Source organism: Pseudomonas sp. NPDC089996 (assembly GCF_044748405.1).
Taxonomy (GTDB): Bacteria; Pseudomonadota; Gammaproteobacteria; order Pseudomonadales; family Pseudomonadaceae; genus Aquipseudomonas.
In genome coordinates this window covers 22,970-39,154 of the sequence record NZ_JBIVGA010000020.1, presented here as the reverse complement: position 1 = coordinate 39,154, position 16,185 = coordinate 22,970, and the positions used below count along the sequence as shown (strand labels likewise).

14 protein-coding genes are annotated in these 16,185 nt (G+C 64.9%); 10 read left to right on the top strand and 4 right to left on the bottom strand.

The window, feature by feature from the left end; all coding sequences use genetic code 11:
* Positions 1-4 precede the first annotated feature (4 nt).
* The 8 genes from ACIPW4_RS24835 to ACIPW4_RS24800 all read left to right on the top strand — a co-directional run bounded on the left by ACIPW4_RS24835 (position 5) and on the right by ACIPW4_RS24800 (position 11,304).
* A complete protein-coding gene (locus ACIPW4_RS24835) occupies positions 5-316 on the top strand; it encodes a DUF485 domain-containing protein (protein WP_400662658.1) in 312 nt (103 codons plus the stop codon).
* The gene (locus tag ACIPW4_RS24830; RefSeq protein WP_400662655.1) at positions 313-1,977 is read left to right on the top strand and encodes a cation acetate symporter; all 1,665 of its coding nucleotides are present in this window, start codon (positions 313-315) and stop codon (positions 1,975-1,977) included. The genes ACIPW4_RS24835 and ACIPW4_RS24830 overlap by 4 nt, the downstream gene beginning before the upstream one ends.
* 228 nt (positions 1,978-2,205) lie before the next feature.
* Positions 2,206-2,682: a CS1 type fimbrial major subunit gene (locus ACIPW4_RS24825; protein WP_400662652.1), complete on the top strand. Its 477-nt coding sequence runs from the start codon at positions 2,206-2,208 to the stop codon at positions 2,680-2,682.
* A 90-nt stretch (positions 2,683-2,772) separates the two neighbouring features.
* Positions 2,773-5,262, top strand: coding sequence for a TcfC E-set like domain-containing protein (locus ACIPW4_RS24820; RefSeq protein WP_400662650.1), 2,490 nt, complete (start codon positions 2,773-2,775; stop codon positions 5,260-5,262).
* 47 nt (positions 5,263-5,309) lie between these two features.
* On the top strand, positions 5,310-6,467 hold the full coding sequence (locus ACIPW4_RS24815; protein ID WP_400662647.1) for a hypothetical protein: 1,158 nt from the start codon (positions 5,310-5,312) through the stop codon (positions 6,465-6,467).
* Positions 6,468-6,591: 124 nt separating this feature from the next.
* Complete coding sequence (locus ACIPW4_RS24810) at positions 6,592-7,329, top strand: molecular chaperone (protein ID WP_400662644.1); 738 nt, start codon at positions 6,592-6,594, stop codon at positions 7,327-7,329.
* Between the two features lie 75 nt (positions 7,330-7,404).
* Positions 7,405-8,031, top strand: coding sequence for a response regulator (locus ACIPW4_RS24805; protein WP_400662641.1), 627 nt, complete (start codon positions 7,405-7,407; stop codon positions 8,029-8,031).
* A gap of 75 nt (positions 8,032-8,106) precedes the next feature.
* Positions 8,107-11,304, top strand: coding sequence for a response regulator (locus ACIPW4_RS24800; RefSeq protein WP_400662749.1), 3,198 nt, complete (start codon positions 8,107-8,109; stop codon positions 11,302-11,304).
* Here the strand turns inward: ACIPW4_RS24800 and ACIPW4_RS24795 are convergent.
* On the bottom strand, positions 11,232-11,384 hold the full coding sequence (locus ACIPW4_RS24795) for a DUF3309 family protein (protein WP_003252624.1): 153 nt from the start codon (positions 11,382-11,384) through the stop codon (positions 11,232-11,234). The genes ACIPW4_RS24800 and ACIPW4_RS24795 overlap by 73 nt on opposite strands.
* A gap of 203 nt (positions 11,385-11,587) precedes the next feature.
* Here ACIPW4_RS24795 and ACIPW4_RS24790 point away from each other — a divergent pair, with 203 nt between their 5' ends.
* Positions 11,588-12,397: an SDR family oxidoreductase gene (locus ACIPW4_RS24790; protein WP_400662639.1), complete on the top strand. Its 810-nt coding sequence runs from the start codon at positions 11,588-11,590 to the stop codon at positions 12,395-12,397.
* Between the two features lie 127 nt (positions 12,398-12,524).
* Positions 12,525-12,707 carry a carbon storage regulator CsrA gene (gene csrA / locus ACIPW4_RS24785; RefSeq protein ID WP_400662637.1) on the top strand — a complete coding sequence of 61 codons (183 nt, stop codon included), beginning with the start codon at positions 12,525-12,527 and terminating at the stop codon, positions 12,705-12,707.
* A 153-nt stretch (positions 12,708-12,860) separates the two neighbouring features.
* Here the strand turns inward: csrA and ACIPW4_RS24780 are convergent, their stop codons facing one another.
* The 3 genes from ACIPW4_RS24780 to ngg all read right to left on the bottom strand — a co-directional run bounded on the left by ACIPW4_RS24780 (position 12,861) and on the right by ngg (position 16,182).
* Positions 12,861-13,088 (bottom strand): YheU family protein, encoded by a 228-nt coding sequence (locus ACIPW4_RS24780; protein ID WP_054900489.1) that lies wholly within the window; start codon positions 13,086-13,088, stop codon positions 12,861-12,863.
* A gap of 55 nt (positions 13,089-13,143) precedes the next feature.
* Positions 13,144-14,328, bottom strand: a complete 1,185-nt coding sequence (locus ACIPW4_RS24775; protein ID WP_400662633.1) for an osmoprotectant NAGGN system M42 family peptidase — start codon at positions 14,326-14,328, stop codon at positions 13,144-13,146.
* 108 nt (positions 14,329-14,436) lie between these two features.
* Positions 14,437-16,182 carry an N-acetylglutaminylglutamine synthetase gene (gene ngg / locus ACIPW4_RS24770; RefSeq protein ID WP_400662630.1) on the bottom strand — a complete coding sequence of 582 codons (1,746 nt, stop codon included), beginning with the start codon at positions 16,180-16,182 and terminating at the stop codon, positions 14,437-14,439.
* Positions 16,183-16,185: the final 3 nt, after the last annotated feature.

The window sequence follows — 16,185 nt, the reverse complement described above, 5'->3', positions numbered from 1 at the left end:
AACAATGAACGACAGCATTTACCTCTCGATACAAAACAGCCCGCGCTTCAAGGAGCTGGTCAGCAAACGTGAACGTTTCGCCTGGGTTCTCTCGGCGATCATGCTCGGCCTCTACTGCGCCTTCATCCTCCTGATCGCCTACGGTCCTCAGATTCTGGGCGCCAAGCTCAGCCCTGACTCGTCGATTACCTGGGGTATTCCCCTGGGCGTCGGCCTGATCGTATCGGCATTCGTCCTGACCGCCATCTACGTGCGCCGCGCCAACGGCGAGTTCGATGAGCTGAACAAGGCCATCCTCAAGGAGGCGCAACAATGATTCGCCACGCCAAAGCCCTGGCCATACTGGCCTGCGGAGCCTTCGCACCCGCCGTGTGGGCCGCCGATGCCCTGACCGGCGAGGTGCAGAAACAACCGCTGAACGTTGCCGCGATCGCCATGTTCGTGGCTTTCGTCGCCTTCACCCTGGGCATCACCTACTGGGCCTCCAAACGCAACAAGTCGGCAGCGGACTACTACGCCGCCGGTGGCAAGATCACAGGCTTTCAGAACGGCCTGGCGATTGCCGGTGACTACATGTCGGCCGCCTCGTTCCTGGGTATTTCCGCCCTGGTATTCACCTCCGGCTACGATGGCCTGATCTACTCGATCGGCTTTCTGGTCGGCTGGCCGATCATCCTCTTCCTGATTGCCGAACGCCTGCGCAACCTGGGCAAGTACACCTTTGCCGACGTCGCCTCGTACCGCCTCGGTCAAAAGGAAATCCGCACCCTGTCGGCCTCCGGCTCGCTGGTGGTGGTGGCGTTCTACCTGATCGCGCAGATGGTTGGCGCGGGCAAGCTGATCGAACTGCTGTTCGGCCTCGACTACCACGTTGCGGTGATCCTGGTGGGCATCCTGATGTGCCTGTACGTGCTGTTCGGCGGCATGCTGGCCACCACCTGGGTACAGATCATCAAGGCCGTGCTGCTGCTGTCCGGTGCCAGCTTCATGGCGCTGATGGTGATGAAGCACGTCGGCTTCGACTTCAACACGCTGTTCTCCGAAGCGGTCAAGGTGCACGCCAAGGGCGAGGCGATCATGAGCCCCGGCGGCTTGGTCAAGGACCCGATCTCGGCATTCTCCCTGGGCCTGGCGCTGATGTTCGGTACCGCTGGCCTGCCGCACATCCTGATGCGCTTCTTCACCGTCAGCGATGCCAAGGAAGCGCGCAAGAGCGTGCTGTACGCCACCGGCTTCATCGGCTACTTCTACATCCTGACCTTCATCATCGGCTTCGGCGCGATCCTGCTGGTCAGCACCAACCCGGACTTCAAAGACGCCGCCGGTGCCCTGCTGGGTGGCAACAACATGGCGGCGGTGCACCTGGCCGATGCCGTGGGTGGCAGTATCTTCCTGGGCTTCATCTCGGCAGTAGCCTTCGCCACCATCCTGGCGGTGGTTGCCGGCCTGACCCTGGCCGGTGCCTCGGCGGTGTCCCACGACCTGTACGCCAGCGTATGGCGCAAGGGCAAGGCCAACGACAAGGATGAGATCCGCGTGTCGAAGATCACCACCGTCGCCCTTGGCGTGCTGGCGATCGGCCTCGGCATCCTGTTCGAGAAGCAGAACATCGCCTTCATGGTCGGCCTGGCGTTCTCCATCGCCGCCAGCTGCAACTTCCCGGTGCTGCTGCTCTCGATGTACTGGAAGAAGCTGACCACCCGCGGCGCCATGATCGGCGGCTGGCTGGGCCTGGTGAGCGCGGTGACGCTGATGATCCTCGGCCCGACCATCTGGGTGCAGATCCTCGGCCATGAAAAAGCCATCTACCCGTACGAGTACCCGGCGCTGTTCTCGATGGCGATTGCCTTCGTCAGCATCTGGTTCTTCTCGATCACCGACAAGTCCAAGGCCGCGGATGACGAACGTGCCAAGTTCTTCCCGCAGTTCGTTCGCTCGCAGACTGGCCTGGGCGCCAGCGGTGCGGTGTCCCACTAAGCGGTCCCACTGAAACGGGCATCACTGCCCCAAGAGACAACGCCCCGCTAGCCGGGGCGTTGTCGTTTCCGTCCTGGCATTTTGCCGCCGTCGGAAAATTCAACATTGCGCTCGGAAGCGTCCTGTATTTCCCCTGCAAGCGAACCCGAATAATCCCTCCTGTCGATCGCTTTCGCCGATTGACGATCAATCGAAAACGCTACCCACAGGTTTCAAGGAGATACATTCGTGAAAGCATTGCTTCTGGCACTCCCCTTCGCCGCTCTGGTCGCAGGCCCGGCCATGGCCGAAGACCCTATCGAGAAACAGGTGCTGATCACCGCCACCGTGCCAACGGCCGCGTTCTACGTCGAGCCTGTGGGCGGCAACTGGATGAACGACCCGCAGGACATGGCCTGGAACTCGTTTCAGGGCAGCCTGACCCCGGTCCGCAAACAGCTGCAGGCCAAGAGCACCATCGGCCCGATCACCGCGCACCTGCTGTCGCCTGCAGTGGTCAGCAGCGGCCTGGACGCCATCGACCTGGACGTCAAGATCGGCGATACCGTGCTGACCACCAATGCCACCGAGATCCTCTCGGACGCCCAGGCAGCACCCGGCGCGGTCGTCGACTTCGAAGTCGCCCCGCAGGTACCGGCAGGCGGCTACAAACCAGGTAACTACCAAGGCCTGGTCAGCATGATGTTCGAAACCGCAGCGCCCTGATCCCTCCGCTTCTTTTTCATCCGTCGTTCAACCCCTTCGCCCCCGGTTCGTGCCGGGGGTTGGAGTGGGTATTCGTCCTTGGGCAGGGTCATGGCCTCCTTCATCACAAAATTCGCCTCACTCGCCGCTTGCCTGGCCATGCTGCCGGCAGCTGCCGAACCGGCTGGCACCGCCATGGGTGTGGTCAGCCAGGCGCAAGGCTTGCCGCGCGAGTTCGAAGCGCACTTCTTTGACGTGCCGTTGGCGGTTCGGGTTGACCTGGACGGGCGCTACCTGGGCGACGGCATGGTCGTACTGAGCCGCGACGAGCGCGTGCAGTTGCTTGAATTCACCGACCACGCTGAAAGCCGCGAGCCCGAAAGCCTGCGCCGCCGCTGGCAGGAGCGCCTGGCCAGCGGCCGCTCGCTGGGTAACTGCCAGAGCGATTGCCCAGATGGTTTGCAGGCGATCCACTACAGCCTGGTGAACTCGCAACTGTCGTTACTGACCGACGCCGCCGAGCAGGTAAGCGAGGCGCCCCGTTACCACACCTTGCCCGAAAGCGGCGGCGGCTTGCTGATGCGCCACCAGCTCAACCTGGTCAACGACAGCCGTGAGACCAGCGGGATGTATGCGCTGCAAGGGCAGGGCAGCTGGAACGACTGGACCACACTCGCCGACGCCCAGGTCGACCGTGGCAGCGTGGCGGGCGAGCAAACCCGGCACCGTGTCAGCCAGTTGTATGCCGAACGGCTGCATGATCAAACGTTCTTCCGCCTGGGCTACTTCACCCCCGGCGCGCAAGGGCTGACCCGCCAGCCGCGGCTGCTCGGGCAGCAGTCCGATACCACCTTGGGGCTGATGTTCGGTAGCAGCGACAGCCTGTTGATCGACAATGGCCAGGCCAGCTCTACCCCTATTCATGTCACCCCCAACCGGCCGGGGGTGGTGGAGATCTACCGCAACGGCGTGCTGATCAACAGCCAGCCGGTGCAGCCTGGTTTGCAGGCGCTGGACACCCGGGTGCTGCCCGGTGGCATCTACGAGGTCGAGGTACGCCTGCTCGAAGACGGCCAGGAAACCGCCCGCACCCAGGAGTTCGTCTACAAGCCCAGCAGCTGGCGCAATGCGGACAGCCGTTGGCTTTACAACCTGTACCTCGGGCAGCAGGCGCATTTGCTGAGCAATTGGGACGACGCGAGCGGCAACAGCCTGAACGCCGGCGTGCTGGCCAACTACCTGTTGCATCCCCGGGCCATTCTGGGGTTGTCGGTGCAGCAAGTGAACGAGGCGATGCAGTATGGCACCTCACTGGACTGGGACCCGTTCGACCGCCTCAAGCTCTACGGCAATCTGTACCGTACTGAAGGCCTGGGCGATGGCTACGACTTGCAGCTGATCCACAATCACGACCTCGGCTCGCTGGTGTTCAGCCACAGCCGTTCGTGGCTGGAGAGCGTCAGCCGCCCAACCCATAGCCAGGCCGTGCGGTATGCAGAGCAAAGCCAGACTTCGGTGCTGTTCACCCACCGCCTGAGCAACCGCAATTCCGCGACCGTGCGGCTGGCCCACAGCACCGGTGCCGCCGAGGGCCTGGGCGTCGACCTGGGTTGGTCGTACTACGGCAAGTTTCTCGGCTCCGATGCCAACTGGCGCCTGAGCCTGTTCGACCGGCCAGGCACGCGCAGCAGCGGCGATGCACGCAGCCGGGGCATCAACCTGGCGCTGAGCATGAGCCTGGGCGGCCCGGGTGAGCGCATCGCGGCGACGGTCGGCAGCCGAACGTCCCACGACGGCGGGCGCGACCAGAATGCCTCGCTGTCCTACATGCGTGATGTCGACATGGGCGCGCTGCGCAACCTTGGCGCCACCGCCTCGGTGGACCGTTACGGCGTCGGTTTAGGCGGCAATGCGCAGTTTCAGGGGCAGGCCTTGTACGGCGATGCCTATGCGCAATCCTCGTCCTACAACGGCGAAGTCAGTGCTGGCCTGAACCTGCAGAGCATCGTGGCGGTGGGCGAAGGCAAGGTGGCGATGACCGGGCAATACCTGCCCCACGATGCCGGCCTGATCGTCGACGTCGAAAGCGATGTCGAGGGGCTGGTGCTGCGTGCGGACGGCTCGTCTGGCCTGGGCGCTACCCTGCGGCCCGGGCGCAACGTGGTGCCGGTGCAGGCCTACAAGTCGGGCTACGTGCAGTTCGACCTGGAAGGCGACAACGAGGCGGCTGCGGTGATCCAGCCCACCAGCCTGGATTATCACCTCAACCGCGGTGGTGTGGCGTACCGCAAGTTGCAGGTGGTGCGCACGGTCACCGTGCTGGGGCGCCTGGTGGATGCGCAGGGCCGGCCGCTGAGCGGCGCGCAAGTGATCAACCACGTCAGCCGCAGCGTTTCCGAGAACGGCGGGATGTTCGCCGTGGAAATGCGCGAGTCCGCGCCCACCCTGGAGGTGCGCCAAGGGGGCACGTCGTTGTGCTTGCTGGAGCTGGACATGAAGACGCTGAAGCGGGAGGGCGACGTGCTGCTGGCCGGTGACCTGCCGTGCAAACCGGGCGATCTGGCCCAGGCCGAGGCGCCATTGGGAGGGGCAAAAAGTTGAGTCATGTGTCGAAACGAGGGTGGCGCCTTGCGGCTGCGTGCATCTGCATGGGCTTGCTGTTATGGGGGCAGCAGGCCGTGGCACTGGAGGCGACAGTCACTGCGCAATACCGCGCCCAGGCATCGGGGCGGTTTGAAAACACTACGCCGCTGGCATCGTTCTGCCAGCGCTGGCCGTCAGAGTGCGCCGGCACGCTGGCGATGAAGGTTCCGATCACTTACACCAAGACCACGGTTACCGGGGACCCTGACTACCGCAATCGGTATTACCTGCAGATGCCCGGGGTGCGCCAGGTAGATGTGTTCCACGATCAAACCGGGGAGCATCACACCTTGCGTTTCGAACTGACCGGCGTCAGCCAGACGGTGGTGGCCTCAAGCAATTACGGAGTGAATCCGGTCTGGACCCGTTATCCCCAGGGAGGGTGCAGATTCCGGCAATCCTACCTGCACACTGGGCGCCCTTATCCGGTCCGATACTTGTGGGAGTTGAAGAATTCGTCGTCACCGACATCCTGTTATTCAGACCCCCAAGACGGCAAGAATGGCGAAGTGATTGACAATGATGTCAGCGAAATGGGCATTTCCTACACCCTGGACATGCCTGCGCCCTACCGCATGAAGCCAGGCATCTATAGGGGAAGTGTGACCTATTCCATAGGCCCGGGCGCAGATTTCGACTTCGGCAATGCAGTCAGCAACCTGAACGGCAGCAGCCTCACCCTGAATTTCGTGCTCGACGTGCAACACGCGTTCATTTTCGACTTCCCGCCGGGGTCCGAGCGTGCCGTGCTCGAACCGCCTGGGGGCTGGCAGGCCTGGCTGGGTGGCCGGGGTGCTCCAGAGCGCTTGCTCCGCGACCTGCCGTTCCGCCTGTGGTCCACCGGCCCGTTCAAGGTCTACAAGCTGTGCCGCTATTACGCCGGCAATGGCTGCGGCATCCGCAACCGTGCAGGGCACCAGGTGCCGGTCGACATCGCCCTGAGCTTGCCAGGAGGCATACAGCATGCAGGCGGGGCCGTGCAGAGGCTGCTGTTGCCGACCGGGCGCGACAGCGCCCTGGCCTTCGATTCCGTCACCCCTGTGTTCAACCGGCCGGGGCAGCTGCATTTCGAGGTCGGCAAGCAGGACGTGCGGACGATGCTCGACCACCCCGGCAGCCGCTATGAGGGCGAGGCGACAGTGGTTTTCGATGCGCAGCTTTAGTCGCAACCTGTCTTTAGGAGATTTCCTAATTGCTACAGCGACATTTCCTACTTTTTTCTCTTCATAACTTGTGGACCATCGCAATTAAGGCATTTTGCCCACTGCTCTTGGTAAGGAGGCTGTAATGATCAACCTGTGCAGGTCACTGTGCTTGGCCGTGTTTGCGTTGCCCACACTGGCGCAAGCTGCCCCGGAATTGAACGTGGGCGGCCTCTACGATTACCTCGACGCCGGCAAGAGCACGTTGCTCAAACGGGTGCGCAACGGCGGCGATGCCACCGCGTTCGTCAAGGTCAGCGTGGTCGAGCTGGTCTACGACCAGGCCGGCTCCGCCCGCGAAGTCGACCTCGATGGCCTGGCGCTGGAGCAGCGCGGCCTGGTGGTGAGCCCGGCGCGGCTGATTGTGCCCGCCCGCGGGATGCAGGCCGTGCGTCTGCTGTATCGCGGCCAACGTGACAGCGAGCGCTATTACCGCCTGCGCTTCATACCGGTGTTGCCCGAGCTGGGCGACGGCTTCGCCGTGAGCGAGGCGCAAGCCGAGGAGTACCGCGATCAACTCAAGGCAGGCGTCAACCTGCTGGCCGGCTACGGCACGCTGCTGTTCGTGCGCCCCGACAACCCCCATTACCAAACCCCCATTCGCCGCCAGGCAGGTGCGTTGACGGTGACCAATGAAGGCAATGCCACGGTGGTGCTCGACCACTTCCGCCAGTGCCAGGCTCAGGACCAAGGGTGCGAGACGGCCACCAAGCACCATCTGCTGCCGGGGCGTACCCGCCAGTTCGACGGTCAGGCCGCCAAAGTGCACCAGTTCGAGCTGCACGAAGGCGCGGATCAGCGGCAAATGGTGCTGGAAGGGTGAGTACTCACAGTCGTGCGCTCGCACGGATAACCAACGCCGGAGCTTTCGTCTGCGGCCAGTCAGGTGAGGATGCTTATGTATAAGGCAGTGGTTGTCGACGACCACCCTTTTATCCGCGCCACGGTGTGCCAGTTGCTGCGTCAAGAACGGGTGACCGTGGTCGGCCAGGCGGGCGATGGCATCCAGGCGATGCGCCTGGTGCGTGAACAGCTACCCGACCTGATCGTCCTCGATCTGAGCATGCCCGGCCTGGACGGCATGGAGGTCATCACCCGGGTCAAGCGCCTGGAGCAGGGGGCCAAGACGCTGGTGCTGACTTCTCACCTGCCCGAGGCCTACTCGCTACGCTGCATGAACGCGGGGGCTTCGGGCTTCGTGTCCAAGACCAATGATCTGGGTGAGCTGAACAAGGCGGTGCGCGCGATCAGGTCGGGTTTCGCATACTTTCCCGACGTGCTGCTCAGTACGGTGAATCGTCAGGAAATGGCCCAGACCGACGCCCAATTGCTGGCCCGCCTCAGCGACCGTGAGCTGGCGATATTGCAGCATCTGGCTCGGGGGCTGAGCAACAAACTCGTGGGTGAGATCCTGTTGTTGAGCAACAAGACCGTCAGCACCTACAAAGGGCGGCTGATGGAAAAACTGCGGGTCAGCTCGTTGATCGACATGGCGGATTTCGCTCGTCGCAACCACCTGATCTGACTTGCTGTCATTGTGCGAATCTTTTGCTTGCTGGCCCTGTGTTGCCTGTTTCCGCTGCCCGGTGCGGCTGTGCCGATGCTGTACGGGCGTACCGTCTACGATGGCCCCCGCATCGAGCCCGATGGCCCCGAGTTGCGTTGGCTGTGGCGTCAGCGGGTATTGCGCCTTGGCGTACTGGACCGCGATCAGCCACCCCTGGACGCACTGGGTACCGGTAGGACTTACGAAGGGATCAGCGCCGATTACGCGAGCCTGCTGGCTGAACAGCTGAACCTGGACATGACCGTGCAGGTGTTTCCGTCGTTCGAGGCCGCGAGCACGGCCCTGCACCAGGGCGAGATCGACCTGCTCGGGTCGGTGACTGCCCGGCAGGCGCAGCAGGCCGGGCTGCTACTGTCGCCTGCCTATGCCGAAGACTGGCCGTTGTTGCTGGCCCCGGAGCCGCGCCCGGCGGTGGGCCGCGACGAGCCGTTGCGCCTGGTGATGGTGGAGGGTTATCGCACCCTGGAGCAGGTGCGCGAGTATTACCCCAACGCCCAGGTGCAGCAGCACCCAGCCGCGCTCAGCGCCATCGCCGCGCTGACCTTGGGCCAGGCCGACCTGTACCTGGGCAGCGCCATGGTTGCCCGCCATGTGCAACGGCGCAGTCAGTTCGCCGGGGTGGTGGAGGTCGGCCATGCGGCCATGCCCCCTCAGGATATCGGCTTCGCCATGCAAGACAACGGTACTCCTCTGCCAGCCCTGGTCGCGCAAGCCATGAACAATATCGACCAATCCCAGCGGGCGGACATCAGTGCGCGCTGGGACCTGGGCAGCAGCACCATGCACGCTACCCGGCCGTTGCGACTGGATGAAGCCCAGCAGCGCTGGCTGCAGGGCCACCCCACCGTACGGGTGCTGATCAACGACCAGATGCTGCCCTTGAGCTACCGCGACAGCACCGGGCAACTGCGCGGGTTGACCCTGGATGCCCTGAAGCTGGTGTCGCGGCGCACCGGCCTGAACTTCGAGGTGCAGGCGGTCAACGACGTGCAGCAGATGGTCGCGCAGGTGATGCAGGGCAAGGCCGAGTTGATCGCCGGGGTGGTGTACAGCGAAGCGCTGGCGCAGCAACTGTCGTTCAGCCGGGCGTACCTCAGCGCCCCCAGGGTGCTGGTTACCCGCAGTGGCGTCTCGCTCGAAGCCGACCTCGACCGGCTTGCCGGCCATACTGTTGCCCTGGTGTACGGCAGTGCCATGGGCGAGCAGCTGCGTCGGCGCTACCCCGAGGTACGCCAGCGTCGCGTGAAAAGTGCGTTGGATGCCTTGCATGACGTTGCGCGTGGCAAGGCGGATGCGGCCATTCTGACGCTCGACAGTGCCCGCGCACTGATCGCCCGCTGGTACCCAGGGCGGCTGGAGATCAAGGCCAGCCTGGCCATGCCGCCCGCGCACTTCGCCCTGGCGGGCGCCCTGGGCCCGCATGAGCTGCTGGGTATCCTGGACGAGGCGCTGCTGAGCCTGTCGCCCCGCGAAACCGAAGCCCTGGTGCGCCGCTGGCGTCACCCGGTGATCGTTCCCGACGGTGTCTGGGCGCGCTACCGCAGCAAGGTCCTGTTCGGCTTTGGCACAGCACTCGTGTTGTTGCTGCTGGCGCTGCTGTGGATCCGCTACCTGCGCCGTCTGCAGGTAGCGCTGCGCCGCGCCAAGCAGGACGCCGAAGCCGCCAACCAGGCCAAGACCTCCTTCCTCACCACCATGAGCCACGAGATCCGCACCCCCTTGCATGCGCTGATGGGCATGCTCGAGCTGACCCAGCGCAAAGCCACCCAGGGCGTACTCGACCGCTCTGCCATCGAGGTGGCGACAGACGCCGCGCGTGGCCTGCATGAGCTGATCGGCGATATCCTCGACATCAGCCGTATCGAGACCGGCAACCTGCAGTTGGCCCCGCAGCGGGTGCGCCTGCGCGAGCAAGTCGAACGGGTGCTTCAGTTGTTCGAGCAGCAAGCGCGCGGCAAGGGCCTGGCACTGGTGCTCAAGACCCAGGGTGCGATAGACGCCGAGGTGATGCTCGACCCGTTGCGTTTCAAGCAGGTCATGGCCAACCTGCTGAGCAATGCCGTCAAGTTCACCCGCCAGGGGCAGGTCATGGTCAGCCTCAGTGCCGTGCCTCGGGGCGAAAAACTGGAAGTCTGGGTACATGTACGGGATACCGGAATGGGTATCGCCGCCGCAGAGTTGGCAGGGCTCGGGCAGCCGTTTCGCCAGGCCAGCAACCAGAGGCAGTCTGCGCGCTGCAGCGCTGGCCTGGGCTTGAGCATCTGCCGCAGCCTGTGCCAGATGATGGGCGGCCAGCTGCGCCTGAGCAGCATCCTGGGCAAGGGCACCACGGTGGCTATTTCACTGTACCTGCCGTTGCTGTCGAGCGATGACCCTGTGGCGTCGGCAGTGCCTGCACGGGCGGAGCGCAGCGAGGTGCGCCTGCGGGTACTGGTGGTCGACGATTACCCCGCCAACCGCCTGTTGCTGGCCCAGCAGCTGGATTACCTGGGCCATCGGACGCGGGTTGCCGAGGACGGCTCGCAAGCCCTGCGCCTTTGGTTGAAGGAGCATTTCGATGTGGTAATCAGCGATTGCAGCATGCCGCGGCTCAACGGCCATGGGCTGGCTCGCGCCATTCGCGAGCACGAGCGCCGCAGCGGGCGCCCGCCGTGCAGGTTGATCGGGTTGACCGCCAACGCCCAGGAAAGCGAGCGCCTGGCGTGCCGCGCCGCCGGCATGGATGACTGCCTGTTCAAGCCCCTGGTACTGGACAGCCTCGTGCAGGCGCTGGCCGGCTGCGAAGCCTGCCCTGACGCCTCGCAGCAAGACCCGGAACCGCTGGACCTGCAACAGCTATGGCACCTGGTGGGCAAGGATCAGGCCGCGTTCAGGGCGCTGCTGCGCGACTTGCGCGCCAGCAACCACGAAGACCTGCAACGGCTCAGGCGCCATGACCTGGCGCCCGCTGCCCTGGCCCGCCTGGCACATCGGGTAAAAGGCGGCGCGCGGATCGTGCGCGCCGAAGGTCTGGTGGGCTTGTGTGAAGACCTGGAGCGCTGTTGCCTGGCCCGGCCCCAGGATACGCAGGCAGTGCACCTCGCGGTACAGGCGCTTGCCGAAGCGATGATGGGCCTGGAGCTGCACCTGGACCGCAGGGCTGCTCCAGGCCTGGGGGGTCATATCATGCCGAGTAGCAACAACACCAACAGGATCACCAGCACCACGCCGATGATGCCGGACGGGCCGTAGCCCCAACTGCGCGAGTGCGGGAAGACCGGTAAGCCACCAATCAGCAGGAGGATCAGGATGATGATGAGAATCGTGGTCATGACGGAGTCCTTGCGTGGTTGAAGGTCAAGGGCCTCGGACTGCTGGCCTCTTGTTAAATCGGACTATTGCCGCTTGCGAAAGATTCCATCGGTGTACTGACCACGTGGTCATGCCCGCTCATTCACTAGCCTGATGAACCCTGCCTGGGGTCAAGGCCTTGATTAGACTCGGTGCACAACCTGTCAGAACAAGGCCTGCCACCATGCAAAACCGCATCATGATCACTGGCGCCGGCTCCGGCCTCGGCCGCGAGATCGCCCTGCGCTGGGCGCGCGAGGGCTGGCGCCTGGCGTTAGCCGATGTCAACGAACCGGGCCTGCGCGAAACCCTGGAAGGGGTGAGGGCTGCAGGCGGCGATGGTTTCGTCCAGCGTTGCGACGTGCGCGATTACAGCCAGCTCACCGCCCTGGCCCAGGCCTGCGAAGAACGCTTCGGCGGCATCGACGTGCTCGTCAACAATGCCGGTGTCGCCTCGGGCGGCTTCTTCGCCGAGCTGTCGCTGGAAGACTGGGACTGGCAGATCGCGGTCAACCTGATGGGCGTGGTCAAAGGCTGCAAGGCGTTCCTGCCGCAGCTTGAGCGCAGCAAGGGGCGCATCATCAATGTGGCCTCGATGGCGGCGCTGATGCAGGGGCCGGGGATGAGCAACTACAACGTGGCCAAGGCCGGTGTGCTGGCGCTTTCGGAAAGCTTGCTGGTGGAGCTGCGCCAACTGGAAGTGGCGGTGCACTGTGTGTGCCCGTCATTCTTCCAGACCAACCTGCTCGACTCGTTCCGCGGGCCGAACCCGGCGATGAAGGCCCAGGTCGGCAAGCTGCTGGAAGGCTCGCCGATCAGCGCGGCGGATATCGCCGACTACATTCACCAACACGTCGCGGCCGGCGAATTCCTGATCCTGCCCCATGAGGCCGGGCGTGAGGCCTGGCAACTGAAGCGCCAGGCGCCGGAACGGCTTTATGACGAAATGGCGGGCATGGCGCTGAAGATGCGGGCCAAGGCGCAAGCGCGCTGATCGAGAGGTTGTCTGTAGGAAAAATTACCAGCCGTTGTAGGTGCGGTCTGAATTGCTGGCCAAGTATTGTCCAGAGGAATCTCGCCAAGCACTCTGCGGTCTTTTCCTGTTACGAGAGGACCGGAGCATGTTGGTGATCGGGCGTGAAGTCGGCGAAGTCATCACCATTGGTGACGATATTCGGATCAAGGTGGTGGAAACGCGCAACGGGATAGTGCGCTTTGGCGTGGAAGCACCGCGTAAGGTGCCTGTGCACCGGGCCGAGGTCTATCGACGGATCAAGGCAGCGCAGGCGTGCAAGGCTGACTAACCTGCGCAAGCCCTTGTAGGAGCGGCCTTGTGTCGCGAAAGGGCTGCAGAGCAGCCCCAGCATTATGAGCGTCGCCGCTGATATCCCGGGGCTGCTCTGCAGCCCTTTCGCGACACAAGGCCGCTCCTACAAGGGCCGCTACAAGGCTCAATGTCAGTCCAGCAGCTCGCGGGGCACATCATGCTTGGCCAGCAACTGGCACTGCTGGCTCTCCAGGTCGAACAGGATGAACGCCTGGCCTTTGGCCAACGCCTGGCGCACCCGCAGCACGCGGGTTTCCAGCGGGGTGTCGTCGCCGTTGTCGGTGCCGTCGCGGGTGACGAAGTCCTCGATCAGGCGGGTCAATGTTTCGGCTTGCAGTTGCTCGTAGGGGATCAGCATGGGCGGCGCACGGTCTTGTTCATGAATGCCTGCATGCTACGCGATTCCACGCTCATCAGCTTTTGTTTCCTACCAGGCTGTCCACGGCCGGCACCCGGGTGTCGCTCTCCATCTGCGCATCGTGCTCCAGCTGGTGGCTGAAGCGCTCGAGCGAGGCGTTGGCCGGCTGCGAGTCGCTGGCGAACACCGGTGGGCTGAGCAGGTAGGCCGAGAGCAGGCGGCTGAGTGCGGCCAGGCTGTCGATATGGGTGCGCTCGTAGCCATGGGTGGCGTCGCAGCCGAAGGCCACCAGCGCAGTGCGGATGTCATGCCCGGCGGTCACGGCCGAGTGCGCATCGCTGAAGTAATAGCGGAACAGGTCGCGGCGCACCGGCACGTCGTGGTCGCCCGCCAGTTTCAGCAGGTGGCGTGATAGGTGGTAATCGTACGGCCCGGAAGAGTCCTGCATGGCCACGCTCACCGCGTGCTCGCTGGAGGCCTGGCCGGGGGCGACCGGGGCGATGTCGATGCCGACGAACTCGCTGACGTCCCATGGCAGGGCACCGGCCGCGCCCGAGCCGGTTTCCTCGGTGATGGTGAACAGCGGGTGGCAGTCGATCAATGGCTGGCGGCCGCTTTCCACCACCGCCTTGAGGGCGGCCAGCAGGGCGGCCACGCCGGCCTTGTCGTCCAGGTGGCGGGCGCTGATATGGCCGCTTTCGGTAAATTCCGGCAGCGGGTCGAAGGCGACGAAGTCACCGATGGAGATCCCCAGCGCTTCGCAATCGGCGCGGGTGGCGCAGTAGGCATCCAGGCGCACCTCGACGTGTTCCCAGCTCACCGGCATCTGGTCGATGGCGGTGTTGAAAGCGTGCCCGCTGGCCATCAGCGGCAGCACGCTGCCACGGAACACCCCGGTGTCGGTGAACACGCTGACGCGGCTGCCCTCGGCGAAGCGGCTCGACCAGCAGCCCACCGGCGCCAGGGCCAGGCGGCCGTTGTCCTGCAGCTGGCGCACGCTGGCGCCGATAGTGTCGAGGTGGGCCGAGACGGCGCGGTCGGGGGAGCTCTGCCGGCCCTTGAGGGTGGCGCGGATGGTGCCACGGCGGGTCAGTTCGAAGGGGATGCCCAGTTCATCCAGGCGTTCGGCCACGTAGCGCACGATGGTGTCGGTGAAACCGGTCGGGCTGGGGATGGCGAGCATCTCCAGCAGCACGCGCTTCATGTAGTCGAGGTCGGGTTCGGGGTGTCGTTCGGTCATGGGTACTCCTTGGTAACTGTGTTGGGGCCTTCGCGGGCACGCCCGCTCCCACAAGGGCGGTGCAGTACCTGTGGGAGCGGGCGTGCCCGCGAAGGCCTCAACACTGATTCACGCCAAAGCCCGGCTATGCGGGAACAGCAGGTCGACAAAGCGCTCCGCCGTCGGCTGCGGTTCATGGTTGGCCAACCCGGCGCGCTCGTTGGCTTCGATGATCACGTACTCCGGGTGCTCGGCATCGCGGACCATGAAATCCAGGCCCACCACCGGGATCTCCAGCGCCCGCGCCGCGCGCACCGCAGCATCGGCCAGCACCGGGTGCAGGCGCTCGGTGACGTCTTCCAGCGTGCCGCCCGTGTGCAGGTTGGCCGTACGCCGCACCGCCAGGCGTTGCCCGGCCGGCAATACATCGTCATAGCCCAGGCCCGCGCCCTGCAGGGTGCGTTCGGTTTCGTCATCCAGCGGGATGCGGCTTTCGCCACCGGTTGCCGCCTGGCGGCGACGGCTCTGCGCCTCGATCAGCTGGCGGATGCTGTGCTTGCCATCACCGACCACCTGCGCCGGGTGGCGAATGGCCGCCGCCGCCACCTCATAGCCGATCACCAGAATGCGCAGGTCGCTGCCGGCGTGGAAGCTCTCCAGCAGCACGCGGCTGTCGAAGCGCCGGGCATTTTCAACGGCCTGGGTCACTTCTTCGATGCAGGTGAGGTTCACGGCCACGCCCTGGCCCTGTTCGCCGTCCACCGGCTTGACCACCACCGCACCCTGCTCGTCGAGAAACGCCAGGTTGTCGTCGGCATTGCCGGCCAGCTGCTGGGCCGGCACCTGCAGCCCGGCGTTGTGCAGGGCATGCCGGGTCAGGCGCTTGTCCTGGCACAGGGTCATGGTCACCGCGCTGGTCAGGTCGCTCAGCGACTCGCGGCAGCGGATGCGCCGGCCACCCAGGCTCAGGGTGAACAGCCCGGCACTGGCGTCGTCCACCTGCACCTCGATACCACGGCGCAGGGCCTCGTCGACGATGATGCGGGCGTAGGGGTTCAGCCCGGCTTCCGGACCGGGGCCGAGGAACAGTTGCTGGTTGATGCCGTTTCTGCGCTTGACCGCGAAGGTCGGCAGGTTGCGAAAACCAAGCTTTTCGTAAAGGCGCTTGGCCTGGCGGTTGTCGTGCAGCACCGACAGGTCCAGATACGCCAGGCCACGGCTCATGAAATGTTCGACCAGATGGCGTACCAGTACCTCGCCCACCCCCGGGCGGGTGCACTGCGGGTCCACGGCCAGGCACCACAGGCTGCTGCCGTGTTCAGGGTCGTCGAACGCCTTGCTGTGGTTCAGGCCCATGACGCTGCCGATCACCGCACCGCTGTCTTCATCCTCGGCCAGCCAGTACACCGGGCCACCGAGGTGGCGCGGGGTGACCAGATCGGGGTCGACCGGCAGCATGCCGCGCGCCTGGTACAGCGTGTTGATCGCCTGCCAGTCGCCGGGGTTCTGCGCCCGGCGCACGCGGAAGCCGCGGAACACCCGCTGCGCCGGGCGGTAGTCGGTGAACCACAGGCGCAGGGTGTCGGAGGGGTCGAGGAACAGCTGCTGCGGTGCCTGCGCCAGCAACTGCTGGGGGGCGGCCACGTACAGGGCAATGTCACGCTCGCCGGGGCGTTCGTCCTGCAGCGCGGCGGCCAGGCTGGCGGGGTCCGGGTAGGTGTGGCCGATCAGCAGGCGGCCCCAGCCACAGTGCAGGGCCCGTGGCTGGTCGTGGGGTTCGCTGCCGTCGCCGGCCAGGCGCGCTTGCAGGCGCTCGTAGGACGGCGCCTGGCCGCGCAGCAGGCGCTGACCGTAAGCGATTTCGTGGGCTTTCATCGG

Excerpts from the sequence above, each read along its gene's own strand:
- ACIPW4_RS24835 (WP_400662658.1), top strand. The coding sequence starts at position 5 with ATGAACGACAGCATTTACCTCTCGATACAAAACAGCCCGCGCTTCAAG.
- ACIPW4_RS24830 (WP_400662655.1), top strand. The coding sequence starts at position 313 with ATGATTCGCCACGCCAAAGCCCTGGCCATACTGGCCTGCGGAGCCTTC.
- ACIPW4_RS24820 (WP_400662650.1), top strand. The coding sequence starts at position 2,773 with ATGGCCTCCTTCATCACAAAATTCGCCTCACTCGCCGCTTGCCTGGCC.
- ACIPW4_RS24815 (WP_400662647.1), top strand. The coding sequence starts at position 5,310 with ATGGGCTTGCTGTTATGGGGGCAGCAGGCCGTGGCACTGGAGGCGACA.
- ACIPW4_RS24810 (WP_400662644.1), top strand. The coding sequence starts at position 6,592 with ATGATCAACCTGTGCAGGTCACTGTGCTTGGCCGTGTTTGCGTTGCCC.
- ACIPW4_RS24805 (WP_400662641.1), top strand. The coding sequence starts at position 7,405 with ATGTATAAGGCAGTGGTTGTCGACGACCACCCTTTTATCCGCGCCACG.
- ACIPW4_RS24800 (WP_400662749.1), top strand. The coding sequence starts at position 8,107 with ATGCTGTACGGGCGTACCGTCTACGATGGCCCCCGCATCGAGCCCGAT.
- ACIPW4_RS24795 (WP_003252624.1), bottom strand. The coding sequence starts at position 11,384 with ATGACCACGATTCTCATCATCATCCTGATCCTCCTGCTGATTGGTGGC.
- ACIPW4_RS24790 (WP_400662639.1), top strand. The coding sequence starts at position 11,588 with ATGCAAAACCGCATCATGATCACTGGCGCCGGCTCCGGCCTCGGCCGC.
- csrA (WP_400662637.1), top strand. The coding sequence starts at position 12,525 with ATGTTGGTGATCGGGCGTGAAGTCGGCGAAGTCATCACCATTGGTGAC.
- ACIPW4_RS24780 (WP_054900489.1), bottom strand. The coding sequence starts at position 13,088 with ATGCTGATCCCCTACGAGCAACTGCAAGCCGAAACATTGACCCGCCTG.
- ACIPW4_RS24775 (WP_400662633.1), bottom strand. The coding sequence starts at position 14,328 with ATGACCGAACGACACCCCGAACCCGACCTCGACTACATGAAGCGCGTG.
- ngg (WP_400662630.1), bottom strand. The coding sequence starts at position 16,182 with ATGAAAGCCCACGAAATCGCTTACGGTCAGCGCCTGCTGCGCGGCCAG.